Raw genomic sequence first — 18,869 nt, 5'->3', positions numbered from 1 at the left:
CGTTTTTAATTTAGGATATTTGGATATGTTAAATTTGGTTTGAATCTTATTTTCTTATTAAATAGAAATATGAGTTTGCCCTATAGTTAATGGAACAATCCTATAAATGTCTTTAAAGAAACAGGCTGCAATCGGTTTGGTATGGACTTTTGCTCAGCAATTTGGGAACCAATTGATTGGATTTATCATTTCAGTTGTTTTGGCAAGAATTCTAATGCCAAAGGAATTTGGTTTAATTGGAATGATTGCGGTGTTCGTTGCTGTAGGCAATGCATTATTACATGGCGGGCTTACTAAATCTCTTATTCGCGGGGAGAATTTGGATAATAGAGATTATTCAACGGTCTTTTATTTTAATCTATTGGCAAGTATTCTGGTTTATACTTTTATATATTTTCTAGCTCCTTTCATCGCTGATTTTTATGGCCATTCGGTGTTAACAGAAATAGTTCGGGTTTACTGTTTGACCTTCATTATTTCAGGTTTATCCGCCGTTCAATTGGCTAGGCTAACTAAAAAAATGGACTTTAAAACCCAAACCATAATAGCTATTCCTGCAGCAATTATTGGCGGAATTGTGGGGGTTGTTTTGGCGATATACGGATTTGGAGTATGGAGTTTGGTTTGGAGTAGTTTGGTTACAGCTGCTGCCAGTAGTATTCAGCTTTGGATATATTCAAGTTGGTACCCCGCTTTCTGTTTTGACAGGAAAAAATTTAGGACACACTTCAATTACGGGTATAAATTAACCTTATCTGAATTGCTTGATCGGGTTTTTAAAAATATCTTTCTTATAGCAATCGGAAAATATTTTTCGGCCACTCAGGTAGGGTTATATACCAGAGCCGAAACAATGAATCAGCTTCCTGTGAAAAATATATCCAGGGCATTAGATAAGGTTACTTTTCCATTGTTCGTTTCTATTCAAAATGATGATGAGAGGCTTAAACGGGTTTATAAGAAAATAATGCAGATGGTAGTTTTTCTGGTGACACCCATTCTTGTTTTTTTAGCGATATTGGCAGAACCTGTATTTAGGTTTCTTTTTACTGAAAAATGGTTGCCTGCTGTACCTTACTTCCAAATTCTTTGTGTAACCGGAATACTATATCCACTTCATTCATATAACTTAGATGTATTGAATGTGAAGGGAAGAAGTGACCTGTTTTTGAAACTGGAAGTAGTTAAAAAGGTGGTAATTCTTATAACACTTGTCATAACTATACCTTTTGGTATTATTGCTTTATTATATGGTCAGGTTGCTATCTCGGTCATAGCTTTTTTTATAAACGCGCATTATACTGGGAGATATATTAAGTATACAGCCTTACAACAGTTAGTTGATGTTTTGCCAAGTATCTTACTTGCTCTTGTTGCGGGTAGCATTGTTTATTCAGTAGATTCATTTGGATTAATGGAGCAAGCCGATATATTAAGGATAATAATAAGTGGTTTGTCTGGGTTGTTATTTTACATCTTGATGGCTTACGTCTTAAAATTTAATAGCTTTTTAGAACTATCTCAATTACTAAGAAAAAATGATTCAGGTTACTAAGACTTTTTTGCCTCCCAAGGAGGAATATCATAGGATAATCCAGGAAATATGGGAAAGTAACCAGATTGCCAATGGAGGACTTCTTCATTCAAGACTTCAACAAGAGCTAAAAAAGTTACTGAATATTCCTAATATAATTCTTACAGCAAACGGAACCTTACCTTTACAAATTTCACTTAAATCTCTTGCAAAGGGAGGAAAAGTGATTACAACTCCTTTTAGCTATGTGGCTACTACTTCATCTATAGTCTGGGAAAACTGCACGCCGGTTTTTGTAGATATTCATCCAGAATATTTGACCATTAATGAAGAGAAAATTGAGGCTGTTATAACCCGGAATACAACTGCTATTCTTGTTACTCATGTTTTTGGGAATCCTTGTAATGTAGAAGCGATCGCAAAAATTGCCGAGAAACATAATTTGAAAGTTATTTATGATGCAGCACATGCTTTTGGGGTGAATTATAAGGGGGAGTCAATATTTAATTATGGAGATGTTAGTACGTGTAGTTTTCATGCTACTAAATTATTTCACACTGGTGAAGGAGGAGCTATGTTCTGTAAGGATGAAATCTTAAATAATGAATTGTTTTATTCACATAATTTTGGGCACCGGACTGCAGTTGATTTTCAGGGGCTTGGAATTAATGCGAAAATGAATGAGTTGCAGGCAGGTATGGGGTTGGCAGTATTGCCTTATGTGAGTCGGATTATGGAAGCAAGAAAGCAGGTAGTAAATACATATGATAAAAGTTTAGATTTTGAAAAATTGAACAAATTGATCATTCGGGAAGGTACAGAATGGAACTATAGTTACTATCCTGTTATTTTTAAAGATGAAAAAACTTTGCTAGAGGTTAAGTCAGCTTTAAATAAGGAAAATGTTTTTCCAAGGAGATATTTCTACCCTTCCCTGAACACCCTTAATTATGTTGAATATTCTGCAATGAAAATTTCTCAGGATATTTCTAATAGAATTATGTGCCTGCCCTTGTATTCTGGGCTTAAAATGAAGGAAGTAGCAATGATTTCAGGAATCATTAATGATATTATAGATAAATAAAGGGCTTTAACCAGCTTTATTAGTTTAAACTTATTTTTAAATGAAAGGAATTATTCTTGCCGGGGGAACCGGCTCTCGTTTATACCCGATTACAAAGGGAGTTTCAAAGCAACTCTTATCGGTTTATGATAAACCTATGATCTACTATCCTCTTTCAGTATTAATGTTGGCAGGGATAAAGGAGATTTTAATTATTTCAACACCAGAGGACCTTCCTAATTTTGAAAAGTTATTAGGAGATGGAAGTGACCTCGGAATAAGTTTTCGTTATAAGGAGCAGGCTGAGCCAAACGGTCTTGCGGAAGCCTTTATAATTGGAGAGGAATTTATTGGAAGTGATGATGTTTGTCTTGTATTGGGAGATAATATTTTTTACGGTCAGGGATTTAGCGAATTGTTAAACAAGGCTGTTAAAAACTGTGAGATTGATAGGAAAGCTACGGTATTCGGATATTATGTAAATGATCCGGAGAGATATGGTGTTGTAGACTTCGATGAAGATGGAAAAGCTAAAAGTATTGAAGAAAAGCCAAAAAATCCAAAGAGTCATTTTGCAGTTACGGGACTATACTTTTACCCTAATTCAGTAATTGAAACTGCTAAGAGATCTACACCAAGTAAAAGGGGGGAGCTGGAAATTTCCGAAATCAATCAAAGCTATTTGAAACAAGGCCTTTTAAATGTTGAGTTAATGGGGAGGGGGTATGCGTGGTTAGATACCGGTACACACGATTCATTACTAGAAGCTTCAAATTTTATCCAAACAATAGAGAAACGACAAGGATTAAAAATCGCCTGCATAGAAGAAATAGCCTATAGGATGGGGTATATAGATAAAGATAAGTTAAAGGCTTTAGCTAATCATTTACTGAAGAGTGATTATGGGGTTTATATTCAAAATTTGCTTTAGGTAATAACTGAAGGATGATTTTGTTCAATTAGACATAGATCTTAACGTTTTAGTATTTCTTTAAGATTATGCCTGATTCTTCTTAGTTGAGAAATTCTATCTTTGACGCGAATTATTTTGAAAATAAAAACATTTCACTGTAAATGAATAATATTCAGGAAGAAAAGCTAGCTTCAAAGACTATCCTCGTAACAGGTGGAGCCGGATTTATCGGATCTAATTTGTGTGATAAATTGCTAGAATTGAATGCTCAGGTGGTATGCCTCGATAACTTTTCTACAGGTAAAAAGAAAAACCTGGAGGCTTTTGAGGGAAATGAGAATTTCACGTTGATCGAAGGTGACATTCGTGATCTGGATACGTGTAAGGAAGCCTGTAAAGGGGTTGATTATATTTTGCATGAAGCAGCTTTGGGATCGGTGCCACGTTCCATAAATGATCCGATAACCAGTAATGAGGTGAATATTTCTGGATTCCTGAATATGCTGGTTGCCGCAAGAGATGCCGATGTTAAAAGATTTGTATATGCTGCAAGTTCATCAACTTATGGGGATTCTGAAAAACTGCCAAAAGTAGAGGAAGAGATTGGAAAACCGCTTTCTCCTTATGCGATCACAAAGTATGTAAATGAATTGTATGCCGATATTTTCCACAAAACTTATGATCTTGACACAATTGGGTTGAGGTATTTCAATGTTTTTGGTCGAAAACAGGATCCCAATGGAGCCTACGCTGCGGTAATTCCAAAATTCGTAATGCAGTTTATGGAGCATCAGAGCCCTGTTATTAATGGAGACGGAACATATTCCCGTGACTTCACTTATATAGATAATGTGGTTCAAATGAATATTTTGGCTTTGACTACTGATAATGAAAAAGCTTTAAATCAGGTCTATAATACTGCGGTAGGTGACAGAACAAATTTGGTGGAGTTAACTCAGCTTCTAAAAAAATATTTATCAAAATATGATTCCAGTATTGGTGAAGTGGAGGTTAAGCACGGTCCAAATAGACCGGGAGATATACCGCATTCCTTGGCCTCGGTTGAAAAAGCCAAAACGCTCCTTGGTTATGAACCAACTCATAAAATAGCCGGAGGCCTGGAAGAAGCGGTTAAATGGTATTGGGATAATTTAAAATAGAGTAAAGAACATATAATAAGCAACGGAATTAGAATGTCTACTGATACTAAAATAGCCGTAATCGGCCTTGGATATGTTGGCCTGCCTTTGGCCCGTTTATTTGCGACAAAATATGCCGTAGTAGGTTTTGATATCAATCAGGCCAGGGTAAATGAATTGATGGGTGGGACAGATTCCACGTTGGAAGTAGAGGATGATGTGCTTCAATCGGTATTAAAGCAGGAGAATAACAATGAAAACGGGTTGTTTTGTTCTGCTGACTTGGAAGATATTACAGACAGCAATCACTTTGTGATTACCGTACCTACTCCGGTGGATAAGAATAATCGTCCTGATCTCACTCCATTATATAAGAGTAGTGAGACTGTCGGTAAAGTTCTGAAAAAAGGAGATATTGTTATTTATGAATCTACAGTGTACCCTGGTGTTACCGAAGAAGAATGTGTGCCTGTTCTTGAGAAGTTTAGTGGATTAAAGTTTAATGAAGACTTTTTTGTAGGGTATTCACCAGAACGGATTAACCCGGGAGACAAGGAGCATACGGTAGATAAGATTTTAAAGGTAACAGCCGGATCCACACCAGAAATAGGGAGGAAAGTTAATGAGCTTTACGCTAATATAATCACGGCAGGAACTCACCTGGCACCAAGCATAAAGGTGGCCGAAGCAGCTAAGGTAATAGAAAACTCGCAGCGGGATATCAATATTGCTTTTGTGAATGAACTGGCGAAGATCTTTAATATGATGAAGATCGATACTCAGGCCGTATTAGAGGCTGCCGGCACCAAATGGAATTTCCTGCCATTTAAGCCCGGTTTAGTAGGTGGACATTGTATAGGTGTGGACCCGTATTATTTAGCTCAAAAGGCTCAGGAGATTGGTTATCATCCGGAAATTATTCTAGCAGGTAGGAGAATGAATGACAGTATGGGGCAATATGTAGCAGGGGAAGTCGTGAAACTAATGCTTCAAAATGATCAGAAGGTTAAGAATTCAAACATACTTGTTTTAGGAATTACCTTTAAGGAAAACTGTCCGGATGTTAGAAACACTAAGGTCGTTGATGTAATCAAGAATTTGAAGGAATATGGCACAAATGTCACAATTTATGACCCTCTAGCTAAGCCTTCTGAAGTTTTGCATGAGTATGGTTTGGAAACAGTTAATAGCCTTCCTAAAGAAAAGTTTGATGCGTTAGTTTTGGCCGTAGCTCATAAGGAATTTTTAGAAATAGATCTAGATACTCTTAAAAATGGCAATACTGTTGTTTACGATGTAAAAGGAGTCCTTGGAGATCGTTGTGACAAAAAATTATAATTTTAGCTTAACCAATTAGAAAATTTCTCTAATGAAGATTAAAAATATTTGTTGTATAGGTGCTGGTTATGTTGGGGGACCAACAATGGCAGTTATTGCACAGAAATGTCCCGAAGTAAATGTTACGGTAGTCGATATAAATGAACAAAGAATCTCCGCCTGGAACGATAAGGATGTTGAGAATATTCCAATTTATGAACCTGGTCTCTCTGAAATAGTTCGGGAGGCTAGAGGAAGAAATCTTTTCTTTTCAACAGATGTGGATTCAGCTATAGATCAGGCTGATATGATCTTTATCTCGGTTAATACTCCTACTAAAACTTATGGTATAGGGAAAGGAATGGCAGCCGATTTGAAATATATAGAATTATGTGCACGCCAGATAGCTAGAGTAGCTAAAGATGATAAGATAGTAGTTGAAAAGTCTACCCTACCCGTGAGAACAGCTCAGGCGCTTAAAAACATTTTAGACCATACCGGTAATGGGGTGAATTTTCAGATTCTCTCTAACCCCGAATTTCTCGCAGAAGGAACAGCGATAGATGATTTGCTCTACCCGGATAGAGTGCTTATTGGGGGCGATATTGATAGTGATGAAGGAAAAGAGGCTGTTAATGCTTTAGTAGATGTATATGCCCACTGGGTAGAAAAAGATCATATTTTGACTACAAACGTTTGGTCTTCTGAATTATCCAAGTTGACGGCAAATGCTTTTTTAGCCCAGCGTGTTTCCAGTATTAATGCAATGTCTGAGCTCTGTGAAAAAACTGGAGCTGATGTGAACGAAGTAGCAAAAGCTGTGGGTATGGATACCAGAATTGGGTCAAAATTCCTCAAATCATCTGTAGGTTTTGGCGGATCTTGTTTTCAAAAAGATATTTTAAACCTGGTTTATATATCCAAATCTATGGGTTTAAATGAAGTTGCGGACTATTGGGAACAGGTGATTATAATGAACGATCATCAGAAGCGCCGATTCGCAGCCAATATGGTGAGAACCTTATTCAATACAGTTTCAGGAAAGAAAATTGCTCTTTTAGGCTGGGCCTTCAAAAAGGATACAAATGATACACGGGAGTCAGCTGCTATATATGTGGCAGACTATTTGCTCAACGAACAAGCTGAAATCGTGGTGTATGATCCTAAAGTGAAAACAGAACAAATTTATGCCGATCTGGATTATCTGAATACAAGGTCTTCAGAAGAAAACCGCAAAAGAGTCACGGTTGTAAATTCGCCTTATGAAGCTTCGAGAGATTCTCATGCAGTGGCTGTTCTTACTGAATGGGATGAGTTTCTAAAACTGGATTGGCAAAAAATACATGAGAGCATGTTGAAACCTGCATTTCTTTTTGATGGAAGAAGGCTTCTTGATCGTAAGACTAAAGAAGATATCGGGTTTGAGTTTTATGCAGTAGGAAGCTGAAAAAATAACTATAAAATTTAACTCATTGATTAAAAGAATTGTTTCAAAATACTTCGAAAGCTTTGTCTATTTCTATTCTTATTTAAGACACAGAGTTTTTGTAGTAGTATTTTTCAGTATTCTTATAGGGGTATTAGATGGATTCGGATTATCCATGTTCTTGCCTTTGTTGGAGATGGTTAATAGCAGTGGAGATGGCGTAGATGGGAGCAGCCTAGGAAAGTTACAGTTTATAGTTAATTTTATTGAAAGTATAGGTTTCGATTTGGATTTAGTGACGGTCCTCTCCTTTATGGTGTTTTTCTTCCTTTTTAAGGGGGTAATGCAATACATTTCCGGAGTCTATAAGGTAAAGGTTCAGCAATGGTTTATTGAGAAAATTAGAGTTCAGAATGTTAAAGGCTTGAATAACCTTTCCTATAAATACTTTGCAAAGTCTGATGTTGGAAGGATCCAAAACACTATGACGGGAGAAGTGGAAAGGGTAGCCGGAGCCTATTTTAATTACTTCAAAGCTTTTGAATATGCCGTATTAGTTACGGTTTATATGGCATTTGCATTTTCAATGAATTCTCAATTTGCTGTTTTAGTGACAATTGGAGGGGGATTAACTAATTTTCTTTATAAAAAGCTCTATCAAAATACAAAAGGCTTATCAAGAGAACTTACAGGTGAAAACAATGTTTTTCAGAGCTTGGTGATTCAAAATGTTGCAAATTATAAATATTTAAAAGCAACCGGAACCTTAAAAAAATATGGTGAAAAACTGAAAAGTTCAATTCTGAAGATTAAAGAAAATAATGTTAAGATAGGTGAACTTGACTCTTTATTAACCGCCGGGAGAGAGCCGATTTTAATTATTGTTGTAGCAACTGTTATTGTAATTCAGACTTCTTTTTTAGGATCTGACTTAGGGCCTATTCTTATTAGTTTATTGTTTTTTTACCGTGCTCTTAATTACTTAATGCAAATGCAGGTTCGTTGGAATAAATTTTTAGGAGTTTCTGGATCTCTGGAAAATATGCAGGAGTTTGGAAAAGAACTTAGAAGAAATAAGGAAGAAAAGGGAGAATTAGAAATCAAAGGAGAGATATCTGAATTAGAATTTAAAGATATTAATTTCTATTACGAAGAAAATCGAGTCTTAAGAGATCTAAATTTGAAAATAGAAAAAAATAAGTCGATTGCTTTTGTTGGAGAAAGTGGGAGTGGTAAAACTACTTTAGTTAATATTCTCGCTGGTTTGTTACCGGTAACTTCCGGAGAATATTTAGTTAATAGAACAAATGTGAATCTATTAAATATTGAAAAGCTTCAGGAAAACATAGGATATATTACTCAGGATCCGGTAATTTTTAATGAAACTATTTTTAATAATGTCACATTCTGGTCTAAAAAGGATCAAAAATCATTAGATCGATTTTGGCAGGTGATTAAAGAGGCGGCATTATTAGATTTCGTTGAAAACCTTCCTCAAAAGGAGGATACAGTTCTAGAGAATAACGGAGCAAATTTAAGTGGAGGCCAGAGACAAAGAATATCAATAGCTCGAGAATTATTCAAAGAGATTGATATCTTGATTTTAGATGAGGCTACTTCTGCTTTAGATTCGGAAACCGAGAAAGCAATTCAGAAAAGCATTGATGACCTTAAGGGGAAATATACAGTTGTGGTGGTAGCTCATAGAATATCTACTATTAAAAATGCAGATAGTATTGTAATTATGAACAAGGGTCAGATCAAAGAAAAAGGAAATTATCAGGAACTTTTGAAAGGGTCTGGGTATTTTAGAAAATTGGTAGAATTACAGGAATTATAATTAAGTAAAATGGATATTTTAAGTTTAATTGGAAGAAGTCAGCCGTTATTTGATTCGGATATTACTCAATGGTCAGAAGATTTAAAAAATAAGGTTTCTGAATCTGCATTTTTAGTACTAGGTGGGGCAGGTTCAATAGGACAAGCCGTGACTAAAGAAATATTTAAAAGAAACCCCAAAAAACTTCATGTGGTTGATATAAGTGAAAACAACATGGTGGAGCTTGTTCGGGATATCCGTAGCTCTCACGGTTACATTGAAGGAGATTTTCAAACTTTTGCATTGGATATCGGCTCCGTCGAGTATGATGCATTTATAAAGGCTGATGGGAAATATGATTATGTTTTAAATCTTTCTGCACTTAAACACGTAAGAAGTGAAAAGGATCCATTTACTCTGATGCGAATGATTGATGTCAATATTTTTAATACGGACAAGACTATTCAACAGAGTATAAAAAATGGAACAAAAAAATATTTTTGTGTTTCTACAGATAAAGCGGCCAATCCTGTTAATATGATGGGAGCTTCCAAACGTATTATGGAAATGTTTTTAATGCGTAGGAGTAAAGAAATAGAAATATCTACTGCCCGTTTTGCGAATGTGGCTTTCTCTGACGGCTCGTTATTACATGGATTCAATCAAAGAATACTGAAAAAGCAACCTATAGTAGCCCCTAATGATGTAAAAAGGTATTTTGTTACTCCCCAGGAGAGTGGAGAACTCTGCTTGATGTCCTGTATATTTGGTGAAAATCGCGATATTTTCTTTCCAAAATTGAGCGAAAAATTACATCTTATTTCTTTTGCAGACGTTGCTGTAAAGTATCTTAATCAAAGAGGTTACGAACCATATATTTGTGAAAATGAAGAAGAAGCCAGGGAATTGGTTAAAACTCTTCCTGACGAAAATAAATGGCCATGTCTTTTTACAGAAAGTGATACTACCGGAGAAAAAGACTTTGAGGAGTTTTTTACCGAAAAAGAAATCTTGGATACAGAAAGATTTAAAAATTTAGGAATTATAAAAAATAAATTTATAGAGCAGGATAAATTGGAGTTTTTTGAAAAATCAATCAATGACTTTCGCTCTAAAAAATCTTGGCAGAAGGAAGAAATAGTTGATCTGTTTTTTAAAATGATTCCCAATTTTGGTCATAAGGAAACTGGCAAATATTTAGATTCTAAAATGTAATGGAGAGTGCAAAAGAGACTATAGCGTTTGTAAGAGAATTCTATGATACGAAGGGTTTCATTCCTTTACATGAACCACGGTTTAGGGGGAATGAGAGAAAGTATCTTATGGAAACGATCGATTCAACTTTTGTATCATCTGTTGGGGCATATGTAGACAAGTTTGAAGTAATGATGCAAGGTTTAACAAGCACTAAACGTGCAGTTGCTGTAGTCAATGGGACTGCTGGAATACAAGTCTCTTTAAGACTTGTCGGGGTTCAACCTGGAGACGAGGTGTTAACTCAGGCACTTACTTTTGTAGCAACTGCTAATGCCATAGCCTATAATCAGGCTTCACCGGTTTTTTTAGATGTTGATAGAGATACAATGGGTTTATCACCAACTGCAGTAGCTGACTTTTTAGAAGAGTTTGGAGTTATTAGAGATGGTATATGCTTTAATAAAATGACAGGGAAAAGAATTAGTGCCTGTTTACCTATGCATACATTCGGCTTTCCGGTTAGAATTGACCAATTATCTGAAATATGTGAAAAGTGGTGCATTCCGGTTGTAGAAGATGCTGCTGAATCCTTAGGGAGTCTATATAAAGGTAAGCCAACGGGTAGTTTTGGAAAACTAGGAGTTTTCTCTTTTAATGGGAATAAAATTGTGACAAGTGGGGGTGGTGGAGCAATTGTCTCTAATAATCTTGATTATGGAGAAAAGGCTAAGTACCTTACAACCACAGCAAAAAAACCTCATACTTATGAGTATGTACATGACGAATTAGGATATAATTATAGAATGCCTAATTTAAATGCTGCTTTAGCCTGTGCACAATTGGAAAGTCTTGATAAGTTTATAGAAGCTAAAAGGAAATTGGCTGAGAATTACCAGGAGTTCTTTAAGAACTCGGATGTCCAGTTCAGAACAGAGGCCAAAGAAGCAGAAGCAAACTATTGGTTGATGTGTGTTCAATTAAATGACAGAAAAGAAAGAGATGCATTTTTGAAATACACCAATGAGGCTAAGGTAATGACACGCCCTATTTGGAAACTAATGTACAAATTACCTATGTATGAAAACTGCCTTAGAGACCATCAAAAAAATGCTGAATTTCTTGAGGACCGAATTGTAAATATACCTAGCAGTGTTAAATAATAGAATCATATTATGTGGTTATTCAGGACATGGGCTAGTTGTGGCAGATGCAATTAACGAATCTGACCTGCCATTACAGGGGTATACAGATTTGGAGAAAAAAGAAAAGAATCCTTTTGGATTAAGATATTTAGGTACAGAAAATAATCTGTCCGATATATACTGGAAAGAACCATTTAAGTTCATTATTGGTATTGGGGATAATGCACTGAGAAGTAAATTAGCTTCGATGATATGTAAGCAAGGAGGGCAGTTAATAAGCATTTTTCACCCTAGTGTCTGTATTTCAAAAACAGCAACTATTGGAAGGGGAACTTTCATATCGGCTAATGCTATTATAAATTCACTTGTGTCTGTGAGCGAAAATTGTATAATTAATACGGGAGCTATAATTGAACATGAATGTAAAATATCAGCTAATGTGCATATTGCTCCCGGAGCGGTATTAGCCGGTAAGATACAAGTTGGAGAGAATAGTTTTATTGGAGCAAACTCTGTAATAAAACAAGGGGTTGAAATAGGGAAGAATGTAATTGTGGGTGCGGGATCTGTGGTTCTTAATGATATTCCCGATAATAAAAAAATTGTAGGTAATCCAGGTAAAGAAATATGAAAAATAAAGTTTTGATTATCGCAGAGGCAGGAGTGAACCATAATGGTAATATAGAAACTGCTAAAGAATTAATTGATAAGGCATCTAGTGCAGGTGCAGACTTTGTAAAATTTCAAACTTTTAAAGCCAGTGGGCTTGTCACTAAAAGTGCGGAAAGAGCAGAATATCAAAATAGTAATACTGAAAATAACGATTCTCAATATGAAATGTTGAAGAAGCTGGAACTTTCGGAGGATGCTCATAATATTCTAATTGAATATTGTAAGTCTAAGGGAATCAAGTTTCTTTCGACCGGATTCGATTTAAATACTCTTGAGTTTCTTAATAAACTGAACATCGAGTTATTTAAAATACCTTCCGGAGAAATCACTAACCTACCTTATTTAAGAAAGATTGCCAGTTTCAACAAACCTGTAGTTATGTCAACAGGAATGGCTAGTATGCAGGAGGTAACTGAAGCTTTTAATGTACTTGTGAATGAAGGATTGAAAAAGGAAAACATCATAATTGTGCATTGTAATACGGAGTATCCAACTCCTATGGATGATGTAAATTTAAAGGCGATGAATACAATAGGAAAGGAACTGGGTGTTAGAATTGGCTATTCAGATCACACCTTAGGCATTGAAGTTCCAATTGCTGCTGTTGCTTTGGGAGCAAAAGTGATAGAAAAACATTTTACGTTGGATAGAAATTTACCAGGGCCGGACCATAGAGCGTCATTGGAACCCGAGGAATTAAAGTTGATGGTTGAGTCTATAAGAAATATAGAAAAAGCCATTTCCGGAAGTGGTAAAAAAGAACCCTCCAGATCTGAAATGAAGAATAAGGATATAGCAAGGAAGAGTATTATTGCCTCGAAGGAGATTAAAAAGGGGGATAAATTTAATGAGAATAACTTAACCGTAAAACGCCCGGGAAATGGAATAAGTCCTATGAAATGGGACAGTGTGTTAGGCCGAACTGCTAATAGAGACTTTAAGGAAGACGAATTGATAGAATTAGATTAATTTGAGAAAAATAGCCGTTATAACTGGGACAAGAGCTGAGTTTGGAATATTAACTCCATTGCTTGAGAAGATAAAAAATCATTCAGAATTAGAATTACAGATTGTAGCCTGTGCAATGCACTTGTCACCTGAGTTTGGATACACCATAAAGGATATCGAAACTTCAGGATTTACAGTTGATAAAAAAATAGAATGCTTATTATCTTCAGACAGTGCTGTAGGAGTTTCAAAATCTATAGGTTTAGCCCTTATAAGTTTTGCAGAGGTCTTTGAAGAAATTTCTCCAGACCTCATAATTATTTTAGGAGATAGATCTGAGATGTTAGCTGCGGCAACAGGGGCAACCATAGCAAATATTCCTATTGCTCATATTCATGGGGGAGAAACCACTGAAGGAGCCTATGATGAAAGTTTACGGCATGCAATAACCAAAATGAGTTATTTACACTTTGCTTCTACAAATAAGTATAAAAAACGGATAATTCAATTGGGAGAATCACCAGACCGAGTATATAATGTAGGAGCACTAGGGTTAGATTCCGTTAAAGAGTTAGAGCTTTTAAATAAAAAAGAGTTTCAGAGTGCAATAGGGTTTGATTTAAACAAAAGGAATATACTTATTACATACCATCCTGTAACACTGGAAACCAAAACAGCAAGTTCTCAGTTCGAAAGTATCTTAACAGCTTTGGATGAATTAGAAGACACTAGTTTTATATTTACACATGCAAATTCAGATAAGGAAGGCCGTGTTATAAATAGAATGATAGAGGAGTATGTTTCTAACCATAGTCCTAAGGCAATTGCTTTTAAATCTATGGGACAGCTTAAATACCTTTCTGCTTTAAAACATGTAGATATTGTTTTGGGGAATTCTTCTAGTGGAATATTAGAAGTTCCTTTTTTTAATATTCCTACTATAGATATCGGAGACCGGCAAAAGGGAAGGATTGCTTCAGAAAGTGTAATCCATAGTGAAGTAGACTCAAAAGCAATTTCGAAAGCAATAGAAAAGGCTTTTAATCCTAATTTCCGGCAATCTATTCAGAAGCAGGAACAGATCTATGGTGACGGGAATTCCTCTGATAAAATTCTGGAAGTAATTTTGCAAGCCAAGATTGAAGATTTGAAAAAGCCATTTTATGATATTAATTTTTAGGAGATGAATCAAAAGAATATACTTATTAACGAAAAGAAAACGATAAAGGAGGCTTTAATAAAGCTAAACTCTATAAGAGATGTGAGTCGGCTAATTTTATTTGTTGAAGATGGAAATAAAAAATTATTAGGCTCATTGACAGATGGGGATATAAGAAGATCGTTAGCTAAAGATGGAGATCTGCAGAAAACTGTTGGGGACATTTGTAATAAAAATTTTGTTTTTGAATATGAAAAGGATGGTTTTCTGGATTTGAAATTATTTCGTAAAAAAGATATTAAGATCTTGCCTATTGTTGATTCTGAAATGAAATTACTAAGAATAATAGATCTGGATAGAACCAAATCTATATTGCCATTAGAATGTATGATAATGGCTGGAGGAAGAGGGAAAAGATTAAGTCCTTTAACCGACAAGGTTCCAAAACCTATGTTACCTCTTGGGGACAAACCAATTATAGAGCATAATATTGACAGATTGATTTCCTTTGGGATCAAAAAAATATATATATCAGTTAAATATCTTGGGGAGCAAATTCAGGAATATTTTGGCGACGGAAGCAGTAAAGGAATAAGCATAGAGTATATTTGGGAAGATGAACCTCTTGGAACTGCCGGAGCTTTATCTTTAGTAGATGAATTTAAAACTGATAAGGTACTTCTAATGAATAGTGATTTATTTACTGATGTAGATTTTGAAGACTTATTTCTTGATTTGGTAAATAATGATGCAGATATGGCTGTAGCTTCAATGGAATATAAGATAGATGTTCCTTATGCCGTATTTGAAACTGAGGAAGATAAAGTAATCGACTTTAAGGAAAAACCATCATATGTTTATCATTCCAATGCGGGTATTTATATCTTGAAAAAGAAACTGATAGACAAGATCCCTAAAAATGAGTTTTATGATATCACCGAATTGATGGAAAACCTCGTGAAAGAAGGAGGTAAACTTATCCATAACCCAATACTTGGCTATTGGATTGATATTGGAAAACCTGTGGACTATAAACAAGCCCAGGAATTTGTAAAACATATATAGAGAATTATGAAAAATTTAATTACTATTTGTGCCCGTGGAGGTTCAAAAGGTATACCTGGTAAAAATATTAAAGAATTAAATAAGAAGCCTCTTATATATTATACAATTAGAGTAGCAGAGTTGTTCGCAGAAAGAAATCCAGATACAGATATTTTTTTATCGACCGATTCTTCGGAAATTGAAGATAAGGTTAACGCTATTTCCAAAAAGGTCTATACCAATTATAAAAGGCCTGATTATTTAGCCACAGATTCTTCGGGTAAAATAGATGCAATTAAAGATGTTTTAAATTTTGCAGAAAAATTCACAAAAAAAGAATATGATTTTATAATCGACCTGGATGTCACTTCTCCTTTAAGAACTGTAGAGGATTTAGAAAAGGCAAAAAGTAAACTTAAAGGTAATATGGATGCTTTGAATATTTTTTCCGTGAGCCCTGCAAACCGGAATCCTTACTTCAATATGGTCGAAGCAAAAAAAAATAGTGAGTTTGTAGAATTATCTAAAAAAGGAGAGTTTCTCACACGCCAATCTGCACCTGAAGTTTACGATATGAATGCTTCATTTTATATTTATCGCTCAAACTTTTTTAAGGAGGGCTATTCAACAGCCATTACGGATAAGTCATTGATTTATAAGATGTCTCATGTTTGTTTTGACTTAGACCATCCTTTAGATTTTTATTTTATGGAATTCTTGATTCAGAATAACCATCTTGACTTTGAATTTGTGGTATGAAAGTATTAATCATTGGGTTAGGCTCAATTGCAAAAAAACATATTTCAGCATTAAATGAAATTGGAAACTTTGATATCCATGCCTACCGCTCGTCTCATGACTCCCAAAATTACAATGGAGTAAAAAATGTTTATGAAGAAAAGGGTTTTGATAAATATGACTTCTTTTTGATTTCCAATCCTACTTCTAAACATTTAGGAACAATTAAATCTTTGTTGAAATATAAAAAGCCATTGTTTATTGAAAAACCTCTTTTTTCTGATACTGGTGCTGAATATCAAAAAATAGTACAGGAGATTGAGGAATCTGATATTCCCAGCTATATAGGCTGTAACTTGAGGTTTTTAAAATCTCTCCAGAAGATGAAAGAACTTTTCTCAAGTTTAATAGTAAATGAGATAAACATTTATTGCGGATCTTATTTACCGGATTGGAGGCCGGGTACAGATTATAGAAAAGTTTATAGTGCGAATAGAAAACAGGGAGGTGGAGTAAACAAAGACCTTATACACGAGTTAGATTATTTATATTGGATAGCAGGGGAACCTGTTAATTCAAGGGCTGTGTTTAAAAGTAATTCATCCTTGTCAATTGATGCAATTGATTATGCTAATTACATATGGGAATATGACGGGTTTTGTGCAAATATCATATTAAACTACTACAGAAGAGATCCAAAAAGAACTTTTGAAATTGTGGCTCAAGAAGGAACTTACCTTGTAGATCTGCTGGCTAACAGAATAACTAAGAATGGGGAGGTGATTTTTGCCTCAGATTATGATATTGGCGAAACCTATTTTGATCAAATGAAATATTTTACTGATGAAATTTTAATTAAAGGAGAGTCAAGTACAAACAATTCTCTAACTGCTTATAAAATATTAGAATTATGTCTAAAGAATTAAATGATAAAATCATTATTGTAACGGGCTCTAATGGTTTAATTGGTAAAGAGGTAGTAAAGAAATTGGTTTCTAAAAATGCTATTATAATCCCAGTAGATATTAATGATGACTTGTCTTTAAATAATTTTTTTAGTTGCGATATCACAAAAGAAGATGGTATTGATAAATTAATATCACATATGGTATCGAATTATGGAAGAATTGATGGACTTGTGAACCTAGCCTACCCCAGAACTTCAGATTGGGGGGAGCACTTTGAAAATGTTTCTTTGGATTCCTGGAGAGAAAATGTAGATATGCAACTGAATAGTACATTTTATCTATGTCAGCAAACCCTTAAGATAATGAAAGAGCAAAAATCGGGCTCAATAGTTAATATAGGGTCAATTTATGGAGTAGTTGGAAATGATTTTTCATTGTATGAAGATTTTGGAGGGACTTCACCTGCAGCATATGCTGCAGTTAAAGGAGGTATTGTGAACTTAACGAGATATTTAGCTTCTTATTATGGCCCTTATACTGTGAGGGTGAATTGTGTTTCTCCAGGAGGAGTTTTAGATGAATCTAAACAGCATCCTTCTTTCATAAAAAAATACAGTGAAAAGTCCTTATTAAGAAGATTGGGCAAACCGGAAGAAATGGCTGGTCCAATTGCATTTCTTCTTTCTGATGAAGCAAGTTTTATAACAGGTCATAATTTGATGGTTGACGGTGGCTGGACAGCCATTTAACAAAAAGATTTATGGCATTTAAATTATCCCCAGGGAGCTCGATTTTATTAGACTTAATTCGCGGGGTAAGTTCTCAGGCTGTTTTAGTTGGTCACGCGATGATTATATTTGATGTATTCGAATATTTTCATTACCCAAAAATTCAAAATATTGCAGTTTTAATTTTTTTCTTGCTTTCGGGGTTCTTAATAACATATTCTACATTCCGAAAAGATAATTATAGTTTTAGAGATTATTTTATTGACAGATTTTCAAGAATATATACTGCATTTGTTCCAGCAATAATATTTGTTTTACTTTGTGACTCTTTAAATAATTATTTAAACCCTGACTTGTATGCATATACAAGTGCATTTGATATTACCACCTTATTTGGTAACCTTTTGATGCTTCAGGATTTTCCTGTTTTCGAAATATTTGAAGGTTTTAATGTGACCAGTTTTGGATCAGCCAGGCCATTTTGGACATTGGCTATAGAGTGGTGGATTTATATGTTTTTTGGATATATTTTTCTGGCCTCCAAGAATAATAATGCTTTTTTGTGGCTGATATTGATAAAATGTTCTATTGTACCTTTATTTAATTTTATAGGAGGTCGAGGAAATGGTTTGACTTTGTACTGGATATTTGGGGCTGCTGTTTACTTTTCTCTTAAGTCTTGGAACATATCTAAACATTCTAAAAAGAACATAATTTCTATAGCGGCTTTTTTAGTAATAGTTGCGCTTCTCAGGCTTTATGTTGTTAAAGAAGAATACGATCCAATTTTTGCTCTTTGCATCACAGGGATTTTCGGAATATCAATATACGCTTTTCAAAATAGAAATTTCACTAAACTGGCAGGACAAATAATTAAATTAAATGCGGATTATTCTTTTACCTTGTATTTAATCCATTATAGCATTCTAATTTTTCTTTTCAATACTTTTAATCAGACGGTTAATTCATATGTTCTATTTTTTGGCGCGGTTGTGCTATCTAATTTGTTAAGTTTTATGATGGCATATTATACTGAACTAAAATGGACAAGAAAAATAAAGGTTTTACTAAAAAATAAAAGTTATCGATCTATACTGGCTTTTAGGTAATATGAATTTATTG

The 18,869-nt window shown here is 34.7% G+C and carries 17 protein-coding genes; all 17 read left to right on the top strand.

Annotated features, from left to right (window positions below; translation table 11 throughout):
• The first annotated feature begins 106 nt into the window (after positions 1–106).
• The gene (locus ACFQ3Q_RS11390; RefSeq protein WP_380745924.1) at positions 107–1,555 is read left to right on the top strand and encodes a lipopolysaccharide biosynthesis protein; all 1,449 of its coding nucleotides are present in this window, start codon (positions 107–109) and stop codon (positions 1,553–1,555) included.
• Positions 1,539–2,618 carry a DegT/DnrJ/EryC1/StrS family aminotransferase gene (locus ACFQ3Q_RS11385; protein ID WP_380745922.1) on the top strand — a complete coding sequence of 360 codons (1,080 nt, stop codon included), beginning with the start codon at positions 1,539–1,541 and terminating at the stop codon, positions 2,616–2,618. The genes ACFQ3Q_RS11390 and ACFQ3Q_RS11385 overlap by 17 nt, the downstream gene beginning before the upstream one ends.
• Positions 2,619–2,658: 40 nt before the next feature.
• Positions 2,659–3,528 carry a glucose-1-phosphate thymidylyltransferase RfbA gene (gene rfbA, locus ACFQ3Q_RS11380; RefSeq protein ID WP_380745920.1) on the top strand — a complete coding sequence of 290 codons (870 nt, stop codon included), beginning with the start codon at positions 2,659–2,661 and terminating at the stop codon, positions 3,526–3,528.
• A 143-nt stretch (positions 3,529–3,671) separates the two neighbouring features.
• Positions 3,672–4,670, top strand: coding sequence for an SDR family oxidoreductase (locus ACFQ3Q_RS11375; RefSeq protein WP_380745918.1), 999 nt, complete (start codon positions 3,672–3,674; stop codon positions 4,668–4,670).
• A gap of 33 nt (positions 4,671–4,703) precedes the next feature.
• Positions 4,704–5,987, top strand: a complete 1,284-nt coding sequence (locus ACFQ3Q_RS11370) for a nucleotide sugar dehydrogenase (RefSeq protein WP_380745916.1) — start codon at positions 4,704–4,706, stop codon at positions 5,985–5,987.
• A 31-nt stretch (positions 5,988–6,018) separates the two neighbouring features.
• Positions 6,019–7,413 carry a nucleotide sugar dehydrogenase gene (locus tag ACFQ3Q_RS11365; RefSeq protein WP_380745914.1) on the top strand — a complete coding sequence of 465 codons (1,395 nt, stop codon included), beginning with the start codon at positions 6,019–6,021 and terminating at the stop codon, positions 7,411–7,413.
• Positions 7,414–7,438: 25 nt separating this feature from the next.
• On the top strand, positions 7,439–9,232 hold the full coding sequence (locus tag ACFQ3Q_RS11360) for an ABC transporter ATP-binding protein (RefSeq protein ID WP_380745912.1): 1,794 nt from the start codon (positions 7,439–7,441) through the stop codon (positions 9,230–9,232).
• A 9-nt stretch (positions 9,233–9,241) separates the two neighbouring features.
• Complete coding sequence (locus tag ACFQ3Q_RS11355) at positions 9,242–10,426, top strand: UDP-N-acetylglucosamine 4,6-dehydratase (RefSeq protein WP_380745910.1); 1,185 nt, start codon at positions 9,242–9,244, stop codon at positions 10,424–10,426.
• Positions 10,426–11,568, top strand: a complete 1,143-nt coding sequence (locus tag ACFQ3Q_RS11350; protein WP_380745909.1) for a LegC family aminotransferase — start codon at positions 10,426–10,428, stop codon at positions 11,566–11,568. The genes ACFQ3Q_RS11355 and ACFQ3Q_RS11350 overlap by 1 nt, the downstream gene beginning before the upstream one ends.
• Positions 11,558–12,181 carry an acetyltransferase gene (locus tag ACFQ3Q_RS11345; protein ID WP_380745907.1) on the top strand — a complete coding sequence of 208 codons (624 nt, stop codon included), beginning with the start codon at positions 11,558–11,560 and terminating at the stop codon, positions 12,179–12,181. Before ACFQ3Q_RS11350 ends, ACFQ3Q_RS11345 begins: the two co-directional genes overlap by 11 nt.
• Positions 12,178–13,191 (top strand): N-acetylneuraminate synthase, encoded by a 1,014-nt coding sequence (gene neuB / locus ACFQ3Q_RS11340; RefSeq protein WP_380745906.1) that lies wholly within the window; start codon positions 12,178–12,180, stop codon positions 13,189–13,191. The genes ACFQ3Q_RS11345 and neuB overlap by 4 nt, the downstream gene beginning before the upstream one ends.
• A gap of 1 nt (position 13,192) precedes the next feature.
• On the top strand, positions 13,193–14,350 hold the full coding sequence (neuC, locus tag ACFQ3Q_RS11335; RefSeq protein ID WP_380745904.1) for a UDP-N-acetylglucosamine 2-epimerase: 1,158 nt from the start codon (positions 13,193–13,195) through the stop codon (positions 14,348–14,350).
• A 3-nt stretch (positions 14,351–14,353) separates the two neighbouring features.
• Positions 14,354–15,394 carry a nucleotidyltransferase family protein gene (locus tag ACFQ3Q_RS11330; protein ID WP_380745902.1) on the top strand — a complete coding sequence of 347 codons (1,041 nt, stop codon included), beginning with the start codon at positions 14,354–14,356 and terminating at the stop codon, positions 15,392–15,394.
• A gap of 6 nt (positions 15,395–15,400) precedes the next feature.
• Positions 15,401–16,132: an acylneuraminate cytidylyltransferase family protein gene (locus ACFQ3Q_RS11325; protein ID WP_380745900.1), complete on the top strand. Its 732-nt coding sequence runs from the start codon at positions 15,401–15,403 to the stop codon at positions 16,130–16,132.
• Complete coding sequence (locus ACFQ3Q_RS11320; RefSeq protein ID WP_380745898.1) at positions 16,129–17,037, top strand: Gfo/Idh/MocA family protein; 909 nt, start codon at positions 16,129–16,131, stop codon at positions 17,035–17,037. Before ACFQ3Q_RS11325 ends, ACFQ3Q_RS11320 begins: the two co-directional genes overlap by 4 nt.
• Positions 17,022–17,768, top strand: coding sequence for an SDR family oxidoreductase (locus ACFQ3Q_RS11315; protein ID WP_380745896.1), 747 nt, complete (start codon positions 17,022–17,024; stop codon positions 17,766–17,768). Before ACFQ3Q_RS11320 ends, ACFQ3Q_RS11315 begins: the two co-directional genes overlap by 16 nt.
• 11 nt (positions 17,769–17,779) lie before the next feature.
• Complete coding sequence (locus tag ACFQ3Q_RS11310) at positions 17,780–18,856, top strand: acyltransferase family protein (RefSeq protein ID WP_380745894.1); 1,077 nt, start codon at positions 17,780–17,782, stop codon at positions 18,854–18,856.
• Positions 18,857–18,869: the final 13 nt, after the last annotated feature.

The sequence above is a fragment of the Salegentibacter chungangensis genome (assembly GCF_042678405.1).
Taxonomy (GTDB): domain Bacteria; phylum Bacteroidota; class Bacteroidia; order Flavobacteriales; family Flavobacteriaceae; genus Salegentibacter_A; species Salegentibacter_A chungangensis.
This window is presented reverse-complemented; position numbering and strand designations above follow the sequence as displayed.

What these genes read in the sequence shown, in the direction of transcription:
- ACFQ3Q_RS11365 (WP_380745914.1), top strand. Translation starts at nt 6,019, where the DNA reads ATGAAGATTAAAAATATTTGTTGTATAGGTGCTGGTTATGTTGGGGGA.
- ACFQ3Q_RS11315 (WP_380745896.1), top strand. Translation starts at nt 17,022, where the DNA reads ATGTCTAAAGAATTAAATGATAAAATCATTATTGTAACGGGCTCTAAT.
- ACFQ3Q_RS11375 (WP_380745918.1), top strand. Translation starts at nt 3,672, where the DNA reads ATGAATAATATTCAGGAAGAAAAGCTAGCTTCAAAGACTATCCTCGTA.
- ACFQ3Q_RS11350 (WP_380745909.1), top strand. Translation starts at nt 10,426, where the DNA reads ATGGAGAGTGCAAAAGAGACTATAGCGTTTGTAAGAGAATTCTATGAT.
- ACFQ3Q_RS11385 (WP_380745922.1), top strand. Translation starts at nt 1,539, where the DNA reads ATGATTCAGGTTACTAAGACTTTTTTGCCTCCCAAGGAGGAATATCAT.
- ACFQ3Q_RS11320 (WP_380745898.1), top strand. Translation starts at nt 16,129, where the DNA reads ATGAAAGTATTAATCATTGGGTTAGGCTCAATTGCAAAAAAACATATT.
- ACFQ3Q_RS11355 (WP_380745910.1), top strand. Translation starts at nt 9,242, where the DNA reads ATGGATATTTTAAGTTTAATTGGAAGAAGTCAGCCGTTATTTGATTCG.
- ACFQ3Q_RS11325 (WP_380745900.1), top strand. Translation starts at nt 15,401, where the DNA reads ATGAAAAATTTAATTACTATTTGTGCCCGTGGAGGTTCAAAAGGTATA.
- neuB (WP_380745906.1), top strand. Translation starts at nt 12,178, where the DNA reads ATGAAAAATAAAGTTTTGATTATCGCAGAGGCAGGAGTGAACCATAAT.
- ACFQ3Q_RS11370 (WP_380745916.1), top strand. Translation starts at nt 4,704, where the DNA reads ATGTCTACTGATACTAAAATAGCCGTAATCGGCCTTGGATATGTTGGC.
- rfbA (WP_380745920.1), top strand. Translation starts at nt 2,659, where the DNA reads ATGAAAGGAATTATTCTTGCCGGGGGAACCGGCTCTCGTTTATACCCG.
- ACFQ3Q_RS11310 (WP_380745894.1), top strand. Translation starts at nt 17,780, where the DNA reads ATGGCATTTAAATTATCCCCAGGGAGCTCGATTTTATTAGACTTAATT.
- ACFQ3Q_RS11390 (WP_380745924.1), top strand. Translation starts at nt 107, where the DNA reads ATGTCTTTAAAGAAACAGGCTGCAATCGGTTTGGTATGGACTTTTGCT.
- ACFQ3Q_RS11330 (WP_380745902.1), top strand. Translation starts at nt 14,354, where the DNA reads ATGAATCAAAAGAATATACTTATTAACGAAAAGAAAACGATAAAGGAG.